General features: G+C 61.9%; 12 protein-coding genes. 7 read left to right on the top strand and 5 right to left on the bottom strand.

The window, feature by feature from the left end:
* Window positions 1-80: 80 nt before the first annotated feature.
* Entirely contained in the window at window positions 81-1,430 is a 1,350-nt protein-coding gene (locus tag P9849_RS01255; RefSeq protein WP_278267933.1) for an LssY C-terminal domain-containing protein, read from the top strand.
* Window positions 1,431-2,449: 1,019 nt separating this feature from the next.
* Here the strand turns inward: P9849_RS01255 and P9849_RS01250 are convergent.
* On the bottom strand, window positions 2,450-2,884 hold the full coding sequence (locus P9849_RS01250; protein ID WP_278267932.1) for an AAA family ATPase: 435 nt from the start codon (window positions 2,882-2,884) through the stop codon (window positions 2,450-2,452).
* Window positions 2,885-4,382: 1,498 nt separating this feature from the next.
* On the opposite strand from P9849_RS01250, the gene P9849_RS01245 reads away from it, so the two are divergent.
* The gene (locus tag P9849_RS01245) at window positions 4,383-4,961 is read left to right on the top strand and encodes a DUF1345 domain-containing protein (protein WP_278267931.1); all 579 of its coding nucleotides are present in this window, start codon (window positions 4,383-4,385) and stop codon (window positions 4,959-4,961) included.
* A 100-nt stretch (window positions 4,962-5,061) separates the two neighbouring features.
* Here the strand turns inward: P9849_RS01245 and P9849_RS01240 are convergent, their stop codons facing one another.
* Window positions 5,062-5,700 (bottom strand): LysE family transporter, encoded by a 639-nt coding sequence (locus P9849_RS01240; RefSeq protein ID WP_278267930.1) that lies wholly within the window; start codon window positions 5,698-5,700, stop codon window positions 5,062-5,064.
* Between the two features lie 270 nt (window positions 5,701-5,970).
* Here P9849_RS01240 and P9849_RS01235 point away from each other — a divergent pair, with 270 nt between their 5' ends.
* Entirely contained in the window at window positions 5,971-6,753 is a 783-nt protein-coding gene (locus P9849_RS01235; RefSeq protein WP_278267929.1) for a VOC family protein, read from the top strand.
* Window positions 6,754-6,934: 181 nt separating this feature from the next.
* Here P9849_RS01235 and P9849_RS01230 read toward each other — a convergent pair whose 3' ends face one another.
* A complete protein-coding gene (locus P9849_RS01230) occupies window positions 6,935-7,552 on the bottom strand; it encodes an NAD(P)-binding domain-containing protein (RefSeq protein WP_278267928.1) in 618 nt (205 codons plus the stop codon).
* Window positions 7,553-8,393: 841 nt separating this feature from the next.
* On the opposite strand from P9849_RS01230, the gene P9849_RS01225 reads away from it, so the two are divergent.
* Complete coding sequence (locus P9849_RS01225) at window positions 8,394-9,272, top strand: sigma-70 family RNA polymerase sigma factor (RefSeq protein WP_278267927.1); 879 nt, start codon at window positions 8,394-8,396, stop codon at window positions 9,270-9,272.
* Between the two features lie 36 nt (window positions 9,273-9,308).
* On the opposite strand, the gene P9849_RS01220 is transcribed toward P9849_RS01225, so the two are convergent.
* The gene (locus P9849_RS01220) at window positions 9,309-9,488 is read right to left on the bottom strand and encodes a hypothetical protein (RefSeq protein ID WP_347567922.1); all 180 of its coding nucleotides are present in this window, start codon (window positions 9,486-9,488) and stop codon (window positions 9,309-9,311) included.
* Window positions 9,489-10,161: 673 nt separating this feature from the next.
* On the opposite strand from P9849_RS01220, the gene P9849_RS01215 reads away from it, so the two are divergent.
* The 3 genes from P9849_RS01215 to P9849_RS01205 all read left to right on the top strand — a co-directional run bounded on the left by P9849_RS01215 (window position 10,162) and on the right by P9849_RS01205 (window position 15,236).
* Entirely contained in the window at window positions 10,162-12,249 is a 2,088-nt protein-coding gene (locus tag P9849_RS01215) for a hypothetical protein (protein ID WP_278267925.1), read from the top strand.
* Window positions 12,246-13,538, top strand: a complete 1,293-nt coding sequence (locus P9849_RS01210) for a sigma-70 family RNA polymerase sigma factor (RefSeq protein WP_278267924.1) — start codon at window positions 12,246-12,248, stop codon at window positions 13,536-13,538. Before P9849_RS01215 ends, P9849_RS01210 begins: the two co-directional genes overlap by 4 nt.
* 471 nt (window positions 13,539-14,009) lie before the next feature.
* Window positions 14,010-15,236, top strand: a complete 1,227-nt coding sequence (locus P9849_RS01205; protein WP_278267923.1) for a UDP-N-acetylglucosamine 2-epimerase — start codon at window positions 14,010-14,012, stop codon at window positions 15,234-15,236.
* On the opposite strand, the gene P9849_RS01200 is transcribed toward P9849_RS01205, so the two are convergent.
* Complete coding sequence (locus P9849_RS01200; protein WP_347567908.1) at window positions 15,229-15,876, bottom strand: NAD(P)-binding domain-containing protein; 648 nt, start codon at window positions 15,874-15,876, stop codon at window positions 15,229-15,231. The two genes, P9849_RS01205 and P9849_RS01200, sit on opposite strands and share 8 nt — an antisense overlap.
* Window positions 15,877-16,082 lie beyond the last annotated feature (206 nt).

Raw genomic sequence — 16,082 nt, 5'->3', positions numbered from 1 at the left:
GAGGCAGTGGCACGCGACCAGACGCTTAGACTCTGTTTACGATCGTCGCACCAGGCGGTCAAGGATGCGAGGAGTTCGCAATGAAGCGCACCGCCGAAGCCGCCACGTGGAGAGACCACGTCTCTCCACGTCGGTTGCCATTCCAGATGCAGCAGCCCCTGCCAAGGGCGACGATCGTTGACCGCATCGCGTTTCTTCTGGGTACGTTATCGGCGGTGTGGCTGGGCGCCTTGATCTCACTTCAAGGGCTTGGATCTCTGTGGTCCATTTGGCTGTTCATCCCCGTATGGGCGATCATCGCCTACCTTGTCCTCCCGAGACTTCACAGGCTCCTTTCAGACCTGTATGTGCCGGACTACTTTTTTGGACGAACCCGCACTGCCGATGGCCTACTGGGTGACCCTGTAAACCTAGGTGTCGACGGTGACGCAGCACAGTTAGACACAGCCATGACGGCAAGCGGGTGGAGCCGCGCAGATGAGATCACAGCTCCTTCAACATGGCGAATCATCACGTCGACGATCACGCGGCGTAGCTATCCCACTGCCCCGGTGTCACCACTCATGTTGTTCGGCCGTCGGCACGACCTCGCCTACCAGCAGGAAATCGAAGGAAACCCGAAACAAAGACACCACGTGCGGTTCTGGCATTGCCCCCCGGGATGGCTACTCCCCGGCGGCGCACACGCTGACTGGATGGGAGCAGCTACCTACGACACTGACATCGGGTTCTCGCTCTTCACCTTGCAAGTCACACATCGAATCGACGAAAACACCGACGAGGAGCGGGATTACGTCGTCACCAGTGTTAAATCATCGAACCCAAACGCCGGGTTGCGAGTGTTGAAAGACTTCACCACCGGATACCACTCGCGTAACGGTGGAGGAGACCGATTCATCACCGATGGTGATCTACCGATCATCGACGTATCGAAGATCAGCGTAGAATCGCTCCTCGATACTCCCGCCGCGCTCGGGCACCACGCGATCCCTGACGCTCGTGCCACCGCTCGAAGCGCACCTCTCAGTACCGTGGTCGCAGTCGTCTGTATAGTAATCAGCGCCCTGCTGGACCTGTTCGGGGTGCTTTCCAATCAGGATTCACTCACCGCCGAGCTGGATCAGGATCATGATGCGACCAGGAGCGCTTTCCTCGTCGTCGCTGTCGTATCTGGACTGCTCACTGTGGTCCAGATCGTACTGGCGTGGTTCGTATTACGGGGTGGACGCCGATCTCGAATCGTCTTGATGATCGCGCTCCTGCTCGGAATTCTCACCGTTGCATCAGACTTTCTGAGCGGTGCGGCAGCTCTAGGTCTCAACAGCCCCGTGTTATCAGCCACGCTGCTCAGCCTCGCACTTATCGCGCTCTCGTCGGAGTCGGCCGGGGCGTGGGCGCGGCGCGCGAATGAGCCTGAGCAGCATGAATAACGAGTTGCACGGAGAACCTGGCCCCCATGGCGTGCTGGTCCAGGCCTGAGGCGCAGCTTGGGTGAGCGGGAGAACCTCTTCTGGTGGTGCTCGCGCTGGCCGATGGCGTGATCATACTGCTGCTGGGGGTATGCCCGTCGACCGGGGCGCATTGCTGCCGCAGGAACTTGATGCTCTCCCGCTGCGTGACTAGGGCCGCCTCGGCGGCGTCCTCGAGGGCCTGGAACTCCTCGGTGCTACTCTGCTGACCGGTTGCTGGGCTGGAGCGTTCCACCGCGCCGCAGACGAGGGAAGGCTGTCCGCTGCGCAGGGTCGCAGCGAAGAGGGCTGCGGCGCTGTTCTGGCGTCCCGGGCCTCGGCAAGCTGGTGGTGGAGCGCCAGTGACTGCGTTGTGGCGGCTCGTTCTTGCGCGCGCCGATTTCGGTTCGTGTCCGCTCGATCTGCTGTTCCAGGGCGTCCATGTGCTCGCGGGCCTGTGCGGCGATCGTCCGGCGATGTTGTAGATGTTGTAGTTGTGTTTCGTTGATGAGACGGGCGGCGAGGGTGGCCACGGTTTGGTGGACCGTGGCCCGCCGGTCGGCCAGTTCCTGCCCTGGGAGCCTCTGCTCGCCCAGTGCGTCCAGGGCAGTGTCCAGGGAGGACTGTGCGGCGGCGTGTGCTTGTGAGGCGGTGTGGTAGGCGTTCAAGGGCACTGCCAGCGTCTGGACTTGTGCGTGGCGGGCCAGGAGAGGTGCTGGGCTTGCTTGGCGGCCGCCCGGTGGCGCTCGTGCGCTTCTTGGCGGCCTCGCAGTTCGTCCAGTGTCTGGTGCCGGCGCCGGCGGGCCGCGGCACCCTCCGCTGCTGTACGGGCCTCGCGGAGGGCGTCCGGGCCCTCTGGGTTTGCTCGTGGGCGGCCTGGGCGGCCGCCGCGGCAGTGTCGAAGAGTCCGGCCCAGGGATCCTCATGCGCTGCGCCCTCTTGGTCGACCTCGCCCGAGTTGGAGGCGTTCTCGTGTGAGGTTTCGGCGGCGGCGAGGGCGCTCAGGTGTGCCAGGTCGTTGCGGATCTCGGCGACTTCTTCGGCGGCTTTGCGGCTGAGCTCTGCCATTGGCCGTCTGGGTGTTCTTGCAGGAGAGCTTTGGCCCGTTCGGGCGTGGTGCCGGTGCCGCGTTGTTTGGGGCGTTCCCAGGGGAGGTTGCGGCGGATCTTCAGACGTCGGCCCTTGGTGGTGAACTCCAGGCTCACCCACGGGCCGGTTTCGGTGTCGGCGTGGTCGCTGCGCAGGTTCTGGCCGGCGCGTTGCCCGGGGACCTGGCCGTAGAGGGCATAGCAGATGGCGTCCAGCACGGAGGTTTTCCCGGAGCCGGTGGCGCCGTTGAGCAGGAAGAGCCCGTGGGGTGCGAGGGCGTCGAAGTCGACGACCTCGTGGCCGGCGAAGGGTCCGAATGCTTCGAGTTCGAGGCGGGAGAGTTTCATGCGCTGTGCCCTGCTGCTCGGGCGGTTTCCACCGCAGTAGTGAGCTCTGCCCGTTCTGCGAGATGCCCTGACTCGATTAAGAGCGTGGAAATAACGTCGATTCTCACGACCCGTGCACTACTCCCTCATGTCAAGAAGGCTCCAACCATATAGCTCTCACAACACGAGTGGCTGCTGGAACAGGATGACCGGGTAAGGGATACCTGCGGACGCGGCTTCGTCGCGGCAGCAAGACGAGTACTTTTCGCAGCCCCGCCCCCGGAAATCATGGGTGTCTCACTCTACTAGAAGGGCAACTAAGGCTCGATGGGCGCGGTTTCCGACACGGCATTGGTATCCTCTGATCCAGACCTTCGGACAGCCGTCGATACCTTTCTTGCCGCTGCGAAAAGCGACAAGCAGTTAAACACTCAGCACTCGTACGCTAGCGTGCTTGGGCGAATCGTTCACGAGTTGGGACCACACCGGCCTCTCGCGGGGGTCCGCTCGGCGGAAATCTCGTTAGTCCTGGCACAGGCCTGGGGATCCACGGCGCCTACGACTTGGAATCATCGCCGTCGCATCGTCCGTGCCTGGTTGAACTGGTGTCGACAGGACAAGGCTTGGTCGGCTCCAGAGTTCCCAGCCGATCTGATGCGACGCCAGGAGGACGCTGCAGCCAACAGAGCCAGCGCTCGGTCCCACATCGATGAGCTCCTGATCCGTCCAGACCTGCCGCTGCGTGAAAGGACTCTGTGGTGGATGCTTTACGAGAGCAAAGCTCGAACCAGCACCGTCCTGGCCCTGAACATCGAAGATCTCGACTTGGCCCGCAGACGCGCCTCTACCCATTTGAGCAGCGATAAGGCCCCATGGATCCAGTGGGGCGCAAGCACCGACCGTCTTCTCCCCCAGTTCATCGGTCACCGTACAGTTGGGCCGCTTTTCCTGACCACTCGCCCGAGGAAGTCTCTGTATCTTGATGAGGTCGCTGATCGCGACATCGATTCCGAATCAGGTCGCCTCCGGCTCGGCTACGCGGGCGCTCGCGAAGCTCTGCTGAAGTACTCTCCGACCCTACATCTTGCGCATTTCCGACTCGCATCCCCACATCGGCCCGGTGTATCTGAGTAGTAAGGCAACCTTCAGAGCCCCACCGCCGGACAGGCGAAACACACCCTGGACCAAGCCACCGAGGCCCGGCCCGGCCCGATCCACGCTACCCCGGCAGCCCGGGGATGAGGGGCGCAACGAGGTCCGGTCTGAGAGTGAAGGGCGTCCGCGTCTGTCCTCAGTCAAGCGCAGCGACAGGATTGGAGGTACTTCACTTCGCAGAACCGCGGACCTGGAACACGGGGAATCGCGGACTTATCGGCCGCCGACCTTTACCATTGCCGGTATGAGTCCAGAAGCAGCGGAACCAAGTCCCGGGGTCGAGCTTCGGCGGGCCTCGAACGTCGGGTTCGGGGTTCACTTGATTGCCCAACTGGCGCTGTGTGTATTGGGGTTCTTCCCCGTCATGGTCGCCGAGAAAAACACGAGCATCATCGAACTGCTGGCACTGTGGTGCCTGCTCGGATCGATCTACTCGTTTGTGATGATCCTCCAGCTCGGCCGCGAGGCCCGCTCAGTCCGCCCGAAGCCTTTGGTAGGCCCGACGGCAGCCGAGCTCGCGCCCGCAGTCCGGGTCCTGACCATCGTCGCGACTGCGTTGGCCAGCATGATCGGAGTGACGGCCGCAGCGCAGGTCCTTCTAACATCCAGCTCAGCGGATGAGGGGATCCGGATCCTCTCCAAAATGGTGGGTGTGTGGAGCATGCTGCTGTCCTGGGCGCTCATGCAGTGGGGATTCGCCCAGATCTACTTCCAGCGGCACTACGGGAAGACCGGCCCGCTCCTTCGCGTGCCGGGAACCACGACCCCACGGATGGTGGATTTCGTCTATTTCGCCTTCACCGTGGGGACCACGTTCGCGGCCTCCGACTGTGAAGTGCTGGACTCCCGCGGACGCTGGCTGGTCACCTGGCACTCGGTGCTCAGCTTCTTCTTCAACGGATTCATCATCGTCCTGGCCCTGAACACGATTTCGGGACAGTAGCCCATAGTTTTCACTCCGGCCAGTACGTAGGCAAGCGCATGAGTTCGGCACCACGGACCCCACCATCGACAACACCAGATGGGCTGCGGGGCGCCGCAGCTCAGGTCAAGATCGACTGGACACCGCTGACGAGGATGACAAAGCCGAGCGCGAGGATGAGCAGTGACGCCATGATCCCGATCGCATGGACAATTCGAGGCGTGAGCGCCCGGCGGAAGAAGGCCCCCGCCGAGACCAGCACAAGCTGCCACGCAAGCGATGCAAGACCTGCCGATGCCACAAAAACCCCAGCTACCACCCATGTTGTTCCTGGTGCCGTCACAGCCCCACCCAGCGCGACGAAGTAGACCAAGGTCAGAGGGTTGAAGGCAGTCAAGGCGACGAAGCGAAAGTACGCCGTGCGAGCCGTGCTCGGATCGCCCACCGCAGGTCCTTCGGCGTGCTGCCGGGAGCCCTGATGTAATTGCCAAGCTCCAATAGCAATCACCAGTGCACCCGAGATGAGCAGAAAGATCCCTCGGTGGCTTTCGATTGCCTGGACCAGCAACCTACTGGTGGCCGTTGCCACCACGCAATAAATCACGTCAACCGTGGCAACACCCATCGCGGCAGCTGCCCCGACCTTGAAACCGTTGACCAAGCCCTCTCGCAAAAGCATCGCGGCAATCGCGCCGACCGGCATTGCGACACCAAGCCCAGCGGCGATACCGGCAACAGTGGGCGCCCAGAGATCATTCATCTCCCTAGTGTGAGGTGCCCAACCCCGAAATGACCGAAACCCGAGAACACCGCAGGCGTTCCTCCCCCCTCAAGACAGGCCATCGCCGGCAGCACCGGAGATCGGACATGGATCGCGAAATCCGTTCCCCCCGTTAGTGGTGAGAAGGCAAGCATTCTTCGCGTCCAGACACGGCCTCTGCTCACCGAGCCAAACGCCGTCACTGTCTCAACAACTAGCCCTACTAAGAGATAGCGGCGGGAGGCGCCGCCCTAGTTAGAAGGAGCCTGTATGCCCACTCGTAGCGAACCGTGGCCCGAAGGGACCCCCACCTGGATTGATCTGGGCAGTGAGGACCTCGAGGGTGCCAAGGCCTTTTACTCCGGCCTTTTTGGCTGGGATTACGTTTCAGGAGGTCAAGAAGCGGGTGGGTATCTGCTCGCGGTACTCGATGGCAAAGCCGTAGCGGGTATTGGACCGAAGCAAGACCAACAGATGCCCACCGTGTGGACGAGCTATTTTGGCTCTGACGATGTCGACGCCACCGCAGAGAAAGTGACGGAGTCCGGCGGGCACGTAGTCGCCCCGCCATTCGGTGTGATGGATTCAGGGCGCATGGCCATCGCGTCTGACTCCGCGGGAGCTGTCTTTGGCATCTGGCAGGCGGGAAGCCATATCGGTGCTGAGCGATTCAATGAGCACGGGGCACTGTGCTGGACCGAACTGCACACCCCTGAGTACAACTCCGCACGTGAGTTCTACCCCAAGGTCTTCGGGGGAGAGGTCAGCGATATCTCTGAAGAGAGCTTCGTCTACTCGACGTTCCGACGGGCCTCGGACGGCGAAGAAGTCGCCGGAATGCTCCAAGATGATCGTTTGCCCGAGGCAGGCCCTGCCTACTGGCTTGCCTGGTTTGCCTCCAACGACGTCGACGCCAGTATTGCCACAGCGCTTGCACTGGGAGGATCGGTCCTGTTGGAACCGTCAGATTCTCCGTTCGGGCGTATGGCCATAGCGCGCGGGCCCCAAGGCGAGACATTCGGTCTCATCGCGGCCCCGCCTGAAAGCCACTGAAAACACAGGAAGTAGCTGTGGGGCGGCGCCATTGGGGGGGGGTGCCTCCCCACAACGGAGCAAGGCGACGATTCTGTTCCACGACGGATTTCGTCGTCTTCTCTGCCAGGCTTAGCCGTCGCAGCCTTGCTGTATGAGGCCAGGCCTTTGCCGGCACCTTTGTCAGCTCTCTGCCGTGAGCTCATGGGGAAGGGCGTTGGTCGGCGACCAGCACCGTCCTGCGGCCTCGACCACCGGTCACCGCTATCAAACCCCAATAGCGTGCGGCTTCTTCCATCGTGGCTGCCGCTGACAGGCCACCCACGGAGAGCGCGTCAAAGCCCATCTTGGTGGCGAGCTGAACGGTTCGGGCCAGCGCCCATGAGTCGTCACTGGCGACGGGAAGAACTGGTCGGCGCCCGTCCGGTAAGGCGGGGGATTCCATATGTTCGGCGCCCAGGACGTTGAACGCCTTAACTACTGTGACTGCAGGCCCAGCCGTGGAAGCGACAACTGCGGCGCCGCTGGCGAATCCGGGTGGGAGTTTCATTCCAAATGGATTGGTCGCATCGATCAGGACCGCTCCGTCTTCCAGGCCTAACAGCGGCACCGCCTCGGGCACGGCCGAAAAGGGCACGGCCAGGATAACGCGTCGATATCCAATCGCGGCCCCTTCAACGGGCACGGCATATTCAATGCCGACGCTGGCCAGTTCCGGGGTCCGCACGGCGAAACGAACCTCGTACCCGTTCCTGGTGAGGTTGGATCCCAGGGCACGGCCCACCCTTCCTGCACCAACAATCAGTACGTGGTGACTCATTGTCCCAACCTTCGCACTGAACAGCACACGTCACCATCGATGCCCTTCTGCGGGGCGCGTGATCTGTGACGCTCGCCGGCCATCTCACCACTCAGTTGAGCCACTCGCGCTCCTCTCGACGGTCTCGTCATCTCTGGGGACCGGTTGTTGGGTCGGGCAGGCCTCATCCCCCGATTCAGCCCGCCCGACCGGCCACGCCTCCTCGATAGCGTCCTATCAGCGCAGCCTTCACCAGAGGCTTAGGGAACCTCTGACACACCTAAATAGCATCTCCTCGGAAAATATCGACGCCGTTCCACGGACCAAGGCGATTCCCCTCTGGAGACAACCCGGTTCGATCCTTCACCGCTGCAGCCAGCGCAAGCGCCACTGGACACGCAACCCTCGGTATCCTCCGGCACGACAAAAATCGAGGGGTGGATGCAACAAAACTGGTCACAGTTCAGCAAAGACCACGCAAAATCAGCCGCATCGGCACCCGCAAACTCGGCTACGCGGCGAAGACGATAGACGATAGACGATTCTGTTGAATTACCAAGGAAATCGACTGTCGTATCTGTCCGGAACTCCAATTAACTTGAAGATTCAAACGTTTGTGCTGTTTTTGGGACCCCTAGGCAACCGAGCGATCCGTGAGCGAAAATGAGAGTCGACCATCTGGTTGATGACGATGTTGACAGGATCGCGCTATGTTGATCATGTAGGTCTGGACGACACTGCCGGTGTCATCCGGGCCCGCCAAATGCAAGGGGGCATGTATGGGGCTCAGTCTCCACAGGGCGATTTGCCACCACCGTTCCGCACCAGCGGGAACGCGAACTCGGTCGGAGCTTGTATAACCGTGAGCGTGCTCGACGACGACGCCAATCCCCCCTTCCCGTCCGACGCAGAACTTATCCAAGCCGTCCGTGCCGGCGATATGGTCGCCTACGGCGAACTCTATTCCCGTCACCGCCAGCGGGCTCTTGCCATTGCACGGCGACTGACTCCCGATAAGAACTTGGCTGAGGATGCCGTCAACGAAGCCTTCGCAGCTATCCTCATCGCGCTGAGATCCGGGCACGGTCCCACCGGGCTCTTCTGGCCCTACCTGTACTCGAGCGTCTCGCGCGCCATGCACCGCATGAATCGAGCCGCGCAGCGGGAAAGCCCTGGCCTGGATGATCGGGGCCAGGAGCCGCACCTTCCCGACTCGGATCACATCTTGGCCCTTTTTGAGGGCCCCGCGGCCCGCCACGCCTTCCGGCAGTTGCGGACGAGGTTCAAGGAAGTAATCTGGCTGTTGGACATTGAGCAGCTCAAGCCTCGGGAGGCCGGCAAGATCCTGGGCCTCTCGCCAAATGCGACCGTAGCCCTGCATCGCCGCGCCAAGGAGGCACTTCGCCTCGGCTACCTCGCCGCTCACCTGAGTCAGCCAACGAATCTTCCCTCGGCCTGCCGAAAGGCGATCCCCTCGATTCCTGCTTTCGTTCACGGGACGCTAAGTGAGACTAAGACCCATGCTCTGGTCGCTCACATGGCCCGATGCCCTGACTGCGTAGCCCGCGTGGACCAATTGCAGCTCTTGTGGACACCAAAGTCGAAGACCCCCCACGTCGTTGGTGAACCCAAATCAGCGCGCAGCGGCGGTCTGGACAGCAACGATCCAGACGCTCTACTCTGCGGCAACACTCCATGCCCCCCGGGATATTCAGCGGAGCCCGGGCTACGTCCATGGTGACGCTATCTGGATCGAGAGATGCAGGTAACGCTGAGCTCAGTTGAGATCGGAACAAATCCGGGACTTCAGTGCCGCCAGCTTGTCCGGGCGAAACCCGCTCCAACTTTCATGTGGCGTTACCACGACCGGCATCCTTGAGAACCCAAAGCTTTCAAGAAACCGCCGAGCCGCGGGGTCATCGGAGATGTCAATTCGGCGGTAAGAAAGCCCCTGCATCATCAACGCCTCGCAGGTGGCATCACACTGAAGGCAGTCCGGGCTGGTATACACCATGATCTCTGCTCGTAAATCGTCCCTCACCTGCTGCCTTCCCCAAAAATAACTTAGCGCTCTAGGTAACCACCTTCGCACGACGTGGGCTTCCACTGCGGTCAAATTTCCAAGTTATTTTTGGCTATTAACGATCCGGGAAGAGACCCAGGCCCAGTTGTGGACTCAGGAGTCAATGGCTTCGGCGCCGCCACGACCGGGCAAGCGTGCGAGGGCCCCGCGCCGGTCCAACCTCGCATTGGGGAGTCGAGGCTGCCTGGAACGGCCGTTGAGGTGGAGAAATATTCTCCACCGTTCTCCATCACTATCGGCGAGCAGCGAACTATCTCCGAAATGCCGGGTGGCCTTCACCTGGTGGAACAGGAGATGCCTACTCGGGTCGACAAGGGAGTTGTGCTCGCTGCCCATGCTTCTTCTCGTGCCGTGATACGGACGAAGCGCTCCCCCTGGACAGCGGGGTAGGTGGTTGCGCCAGGGGTCAGCGGAGAACATGATGTTCGACCTGATGGCGGCATCCCGGCAACAGGCTTGCGTTGTGAGGTGGCGTCTCTTGGGCGCAGTTTTTGGGTCGCCCGGTGCCGTGCTTCGGTGTGACTCAATGTTGGATGAGGGGCACACGATGAGCGAATCCTCGCTCTCAACTAAGCAGGATCGAACTACCACCCATGGAGGACATCGCCGGACTCTGGCAGGCTTGATGCTTTTGTTACCCACCCTGTTGGTGCTTGTGTTCCAAGGCGGTGCCGGCATCTCAAAGGCTTCAGCTGCCCCACAGCAGCTCGTTGAACCTCAGGCCTGGACCGTTGCCGGTACCACCGCCATAGGGCGCACAGCGGAGGGGGTGACCGTTTCGGCGTCATACTCGGGCCCCGGAAAATTGAGTTCGGAATCGCATCGACTGAGAATCGACCTGACCGGATGCACCGCCGCGTGCGGCGCTCTTACGTACACGTTCTCGGCGCCGGTGGCGACGCCGCGACTGACGGTGGCAGATATCGGAGCTGCCAGGGTAAACCCCTCGCGCATCATCACGGCCTATCACGATCACCCGATCACTGTTCGCGACGCTTCCTTTATCCCGGTGAACGCCACCCCTGATCTGGGCCTGTGGAATTCAAACAGGACCCTTGGGGTGCTCAATCCGCGGCAATTCATCGGCGCGAAAGCGGCTCCCCCGGGAAGCTGCTCGAACTTCGGCTGCGGCACCTTCGACCTGCAACTGCAGCAGCGTACGGTCTCCCAGATCGCCTTCAATTTCGGTTATGCCGGCACCGGCACCAACCGTGATGTCTTCTGGCTAGACCTCGCCTTCGTTCCCGCACCGGCCACAGTACAGGTGGGCGTATCGGCCGAAGGCCAAGCCGGAATGTTTCGCTTCACCACCAGCAACCTGAGCCATGCGGCTCAATCGATCACCACCCGAGAATCGGGCTTGGCTACGACGGCAACGCCCAGCACAGTCCTTAACTATGCTCAAGCTGCGTCCGTGACGCAGCTGACGCCGAAAGGTTTCGGCCTTAGCCAGGTGTCCTGCATTGACTCCAATTCGACGTTAAGCGGCAACCCCAGCAACGTGCCCTTCACGCTGCGCGGCACGACCATCAGCATCGCACCGAGATACCTGACCGGGGATGCCGCAATTCGGTGCACGTTCGGCAATGAAGCCACCCAACCCAGCCCAGGAACACCAAGCCAAACCCCTAACCGACCGACCCCGGCCCCCAGCGAGCCGACCCCAGCCCCCAGCATCACGACACGCCCTCTGCCCGTTCCGCAACCACCGATGGACTCGTGCGTGGCCGACTGTGTAGACACCACCTTCCATGCCGATCCGCCCAGCGGCACCTCGGTGAAGGCCGAGCAAACGGTCCACTACACGGCGACCTTCACCAATTCCGCCATCACGCCGGTTCACATCGCCCAGGGCATAGACCTCCGCGGGGTCCTCGACGATGCCGTCTACCTACCCGCCCTTCAGACAGCACCGGAAAACTGGGAGGTTCACGCCAGTGCTACGACGCTGGATGTTCTCGGAACTCTCGCACCAGGGGAAAGCAAACAGGTCAGCTTCGCGGTGAAAGTTCACCCCTCCCCCGCTGGCGACCACACCCTGGTCGCCGCCTTCACGGCCGGCGGCACCCATCCCGCCGGAGCAAAGCCGGCTCAATGCCGTTCTGGCAGCGCGTGCGCGGCCCACCCGGTGTCAGCGTTCACCCTCATGATCTCAGGACCTGCACAGGCCGAAGCACAGAATACGGCGACTTTCACGGTGGACGCAGTCAACTCTGGAAAAGGCCCGGCCTCCGGGACTGCCGTCATTGATCTCTCAGGAATCCTCCCCGGAGCCACTTATCGCGGGGATGCACCAGCCACGGTGGCGTATCAGGAATCTCGTCTGCTCTGGCAGGTCTCGCTCCCCCCACAGGGGCGCAGGTCCTTCACCTTTTCCGTCACCACTGGCACCAGCGGCGGCACCCTAATCGGGCGAGTCGTCGGCGGGGAAAACTGTCCCGCAGCAGCGAGCTCGTCGTGTCAAGCCACGATCACCACCGCCCACGCTGCCCCTACCCTCTCCGTCTTCTCCGTCCCGGTGCTCAGCCACGTCGTGAACGTTCGTTGGTCCCTCGTGATGGGCGGTCTGACGCTCATCTTCATCGCAGCCTTGCTATTGGCCGCGGTCCGCCCTGTGTGGGGTGGTCGGCGATGAGCGACGCATCCGACGTCATTCTGCCCACTGACGGTGAGCTGCTTGAGCAAGTTCGGGCTGGAGAGCTCGACGCTTATGGGGAGCTGTTTCGACGCCACCACGCCTCTGCCCTTCGGGTGGCCCGGCGTCTCACCCCGGATTACACCCTCGCTGAGGACGCGGTGAACGATGCGTTCACCACGGTGCTGACCGCGATTCAGGCCGGGAAGGGCCCCGTCGATGTATTCGGGCCATACCTGATCTCTAGCGTCTCCCGCTCCATGTACCGGATGAACCGAAAAGCCATGCGGGAGGTCCCCGTCATGGACACTGAAGTCCTGGATTCAGAAGTGGCCGACGCCAATCGCGTCGTCGCCGAGTTCGACGACGCCGCCGCCCGCAACGCCTTCCGGCAACTTGCGGACCGGTGGCGGGAAGTTATTTGGTACCTCGACGTCGAGGGCATGCCCCCACGAGAGGCCGCCCCTTTGCTGGGGCTCTCCCCGAACGCGACCGTTGCGCTGCATCGGAGGGCCAAGGAAGCGCTGCGCCTTGGCTATCTGTATGAGCACGTCACAGCACAGGGCCCCGAGCAGTGCCGCGTGTTCATCCGCGACATCCCGCCCTATGTGCGAGGGAGCTTGCGCAAGAGCCGCGCAGAGCTCCTAGAAGAGCACTTGCGCACGTGCAAAACCTGCCCCTCCATCTTGATGCAAGTACAAGAGGTTGGGCCTTTTCAACGCATGATTCTGCCCGCACTGGCCCTCTTGCCCCTCGCCCAGATCTATCCAGGCCAAGGCCACAACAACCTCGGAAGTCCCACACATTCACGCACCGTCTCCACCCTGGCCGCCGGCGCCACCGCACTAGCGATCGGAGTGGCGCTCCTACTCATCGCAGTTGTCACCCAATTAGCAGTGGCTCCGGGGCCCAGCATGACAGTGACCTCGCTTCCTTCCGCTGGGGTGGGACCACAATTCACTATCACCTCTCACCATGGAAGAATCGCAAGCGCAGATCTGAGCTTCCCGACCAGGTCCCTGACACCCCTGGATGTCACCCTCGACCCGGGGGCAACGAGTCAGATTATCGCCGTAGACCCGCCCGACTTTTGGAGCTGTCAGGCCACAGAAAGCGGAACTTGGCGGTGCATCCGCGATGCAGAAGCCGACGATGCGCGGCAGGCTCAGTTCCATCTCACCCTTGGCAGGAAGCCCTGCGTGGCCGGAGCAGATTTCACCCTCACCCAAAACAACCATCTCAGAGAACCAGCCACCACCAAATGGCCGAGCCCCTGCCTGAGGGCGTGAAAAATTTACACCTCCCACCGTCCCTTTAGGACTCCGCCGAGCTACTAAAGGTCAGAGAAGAGCCCGAAAAGGACAGGGCCACGAGGGACTTGGAGCTGAGCCGATGACATCCCCTGAACGGGTGGAGGTAGCCCGCACCGACGCGATCGTGGCCGCGGCGCTGGCCTTGCGTGAAAAAACACGCCCCGCACAGATCAAAGATCCGCCTCGTCCGGTGTGTGTATCCGCATCCGGCGCCTCGTTTCGCTCAGGCTCCAACGGTCATGGCAGCACCGAAGGGTGTCATCGCCGCGCGCGCTGGCGAGCTCTCTGCCGAGTGTGGGCAACCGCTCGAAACCTCGTCAGGCTCCCTCGCAAACCCTGACCACCCTCGAGAGCAAACCGTCGACTCGTCATCACACATCCCTGGTCAAAGCAGAGCCAGGATGACGCCTACGCCGAGCGTCGGTACTAGTAGAAAGGAGCCATCGGATGAACACCGCCGACATCGCCGTCGTCTTGGGCACCCCATCAGAAGCGATCAAGCTCGCACACGTGATCGCCGCGCTCGGTGAGCACGCACGAGTCCTATACGACATCAGCCAAACGAACGACCCGACGGACCACCCCCTGGCCCACTTGGGGCTGGCGCCAACGACCGTGACTTTCCGCTGCACAGGATCGGACCGCGGCACCCAAATCAGCAACCTGCTGCATACCTTTACCCAAGAGTTCACACGGCGCCGCCCCAGTGTCCTCATTGTCTGCGGTGCCAGCAATAGTGCTGTAGCGGCGGCACAAGCAGCAAGTTTCTCAGCTATCCCCGTCCTTCATGCCGAGTCGGGAATCCGATCCTACGACCGGTCCAGCCCAGAGGAGATCAACAGACTGATCCTCACAGCCGTAACCGATCTTCATTGTGCGGCGACCTCCAATAACCTGTACAACCTCATCGGAGAATATGTCGACACGCGCACCATCGCGGTCACGGGCAGTACCAGCGTCGAAGCGGTCAGCTCAGCCCTGTCGCTGGCGGAGACCCTTCCAGGTGATCACAGCCCGGTCCTGGAAGACTGGGCCGAGGTGCAAGATCTCGTCCTGGTCAGCGTTAACCGGCCTGAAAACGTGGGCTCTGCTCCCCAATTCAAGCGTCTCCTGGAAGGACTCGCCGGCATCGCAGCACCCGTGCTGATGGTGCTGCACCCCCGCACCCGTGAGGCCCTCAACGCCTTCGGCTTGGAAAACTACTCTCGTTTCATCCCCATGATCGACCCCGTGGAGCACTACGAATTTGTGAGGTTGGCCCGAGCAGCGGCCCTGGTAATTTCGGATTCCGGAACCATCCAAGAAGAATGCACAGTCGTCAAGACACCGTGCCTCGTCCTGCGAAGGAGCACTGACCGCCCTGAGAGCATCGATGCCGGTTTCGCGTGCCTGTTAACGCCAGATCGAGATCCAGCGGCTGCTGCCAACGCTCTGCTCACGGCACGACCTCATCTGCGCTTGAGCCAGCTGACCTCACCTTACGGGGATGGCAAGGCCAGCGAGAGGGTCGCCCTGCTAGCGCTCCAACTGGCGGCAGGCGCCTCCGCGTCCGAGGCGATCGCCGAGGTCGAGCAGACCCACCCCTTCCTGCGCCCCCACCAGCTTCTACGAGATCAGACGACGCCAGCGTGGCAATGCCAAAAGTCATCTAGTGTCTCCTCTGCCCTTAGCTGAGGGCTTCTCCTTCGAGGTGGCGAACCACCTTGAAAGTAAACTCAGCTGTTCCCAAAGCAGCCATGACACGCAACCACAGAGGCAGGAGCATCTCCGTGCCTCGGGCAGCACTCAACGCGCCAAGGTCTAGGACGTCGCGGTGGCCTAGTTCGCTTAGGATCACCGTCACCACCTGTTTCGCCTCGGCATCATCTCCGCAGAGGAAAATCGTTCCAGGCTCCGGCAGTCGTCCCGGCGCCGCCATGAGCGAGGCCGTCAAGGTGTTCAGTGCCTTCACGATCCGTGCTTCTGGGTGGGCCCGTTGTAGGACTTCCGCCAGCGAGTCCTCGTCCTTGACGAACAGGGTTGGAGGGAATCCCTGGCTGAAATCCAGCGGATTGGTCACATCGAGCACTACCTTGCCTGCCAGAGCTTCGCCAGCTTGCGCGAGCACGTCGGCTGCCGCAAACCCTGAGGTGGCCAGGACGACTAGGTCTCGGCCGCTCTGGGCGGCCTCGGCGAAAGAGGCCAGCCTGATCCGGGGATCATCTTTCAGCCATTCTCCGCGCTCAGAATCGGCCAGAGTCCTGGCACGATCTCGTGTGCCGACCGTCACCGTATAACCCAAGTCGGCGAAGGCGGAGGCCAAGGTCCTGCCCACGGTTCCCGTTCCTAGAACAGCAATATCCATACCTGATTGAACCAGCCCCGAACCCCTTGAGGAAAGGATTCGCGTCCGTCACGAGACACGAGGAGCAGGACCCTCCCCACGCTGACGCGCGACGGCAATCTCACTCAGGACGGTGCAATCCCAAAAACGAGCAGTAACGGACGTCACTATCCCTGATCGCATCCCTACTGATCAGC

This window comes from Arthrobacter sp. Y-9 (genome assembly GCF_029690065.1).
Classification (GTDB): domain Bacteria; phylum Actinomycetota; class Actinomycetes; order Actinomycetales; family Micrococcaceae; genus Arthrobacter_E.
Note: the sequence above shows the minus strand (reverse complement) of the source record. Positions and strands in the feature narration are given on the sequence as shown.

Coding starts and splice junctions, on each gene's coding strand:
- P9849_RS01215 (WP_278267925.1), top strand. CDS start 10,162: ATGAGCGAATCCTCGCTCTCAACTAAGCAGGATCGAACTACCACCCAT.
- P9849_RS01245 (WP_278267931.1), top strand. CDS start 4,383: ATGGTCGCCGAGAAAAACACGAGCATCATCGAACTGCTGGCACTGTGG.
- P9849_RS01220 (WP_347567922.1), bottom strand. CDS start 9,488: ATGCAGGGGCTTTCTTACCGCCGAATTGACATCTCCGATGACCCCGCG.
- P9849_RS01205 (WP_278267923.1), top strand. CDS start 14,010: ATGAACACCGCCGACATCGCCGTCGTCTTGGGCACCCCATCAGAAGCG.
- P9849_RS01250 (WP_278267932.1), bottom strand. CDS start 2,884: ATGAAACTCTCCCGCCTCGAACTCGAAGCATTCGGACCCTTCGCCGGC.
- P9849_RS01240 (WP_278267930.1), bottom strand. CDS start 5,700: ATGAATGATCTCTGGGCGCCCACTGTTGCCGGTATCGCCGCTGGGCTT.
- P9849_RS01210 (WP_278267924.1), top strand. CDS start 12,246: ATGAGCGACGCATCCGACGTCATTCTGCCCACTGACGGTGAGCTGCTT.
- P9849_RS01255 (WP_278267933.1), top strand. CDS start 81: ATGAAGCGCACCGCCGAAGCCGCCACGTGGAGAGACCACGTCTCTCCA.
- P9849_RS01230 (WP_278267928.1), bottom strand. CDS start 7,552: ATGAGTCACCACGTACTGATTGTTGGTGCAGGAAGGGTGGGCCGTGCC.
- P9849_RS01235 (WP_278267929.1), top strand. CDS start 5,971: ATGCCCACTCGTAGCGAACCGTGGCCCGAAGGGACCCCCACCTGGATT.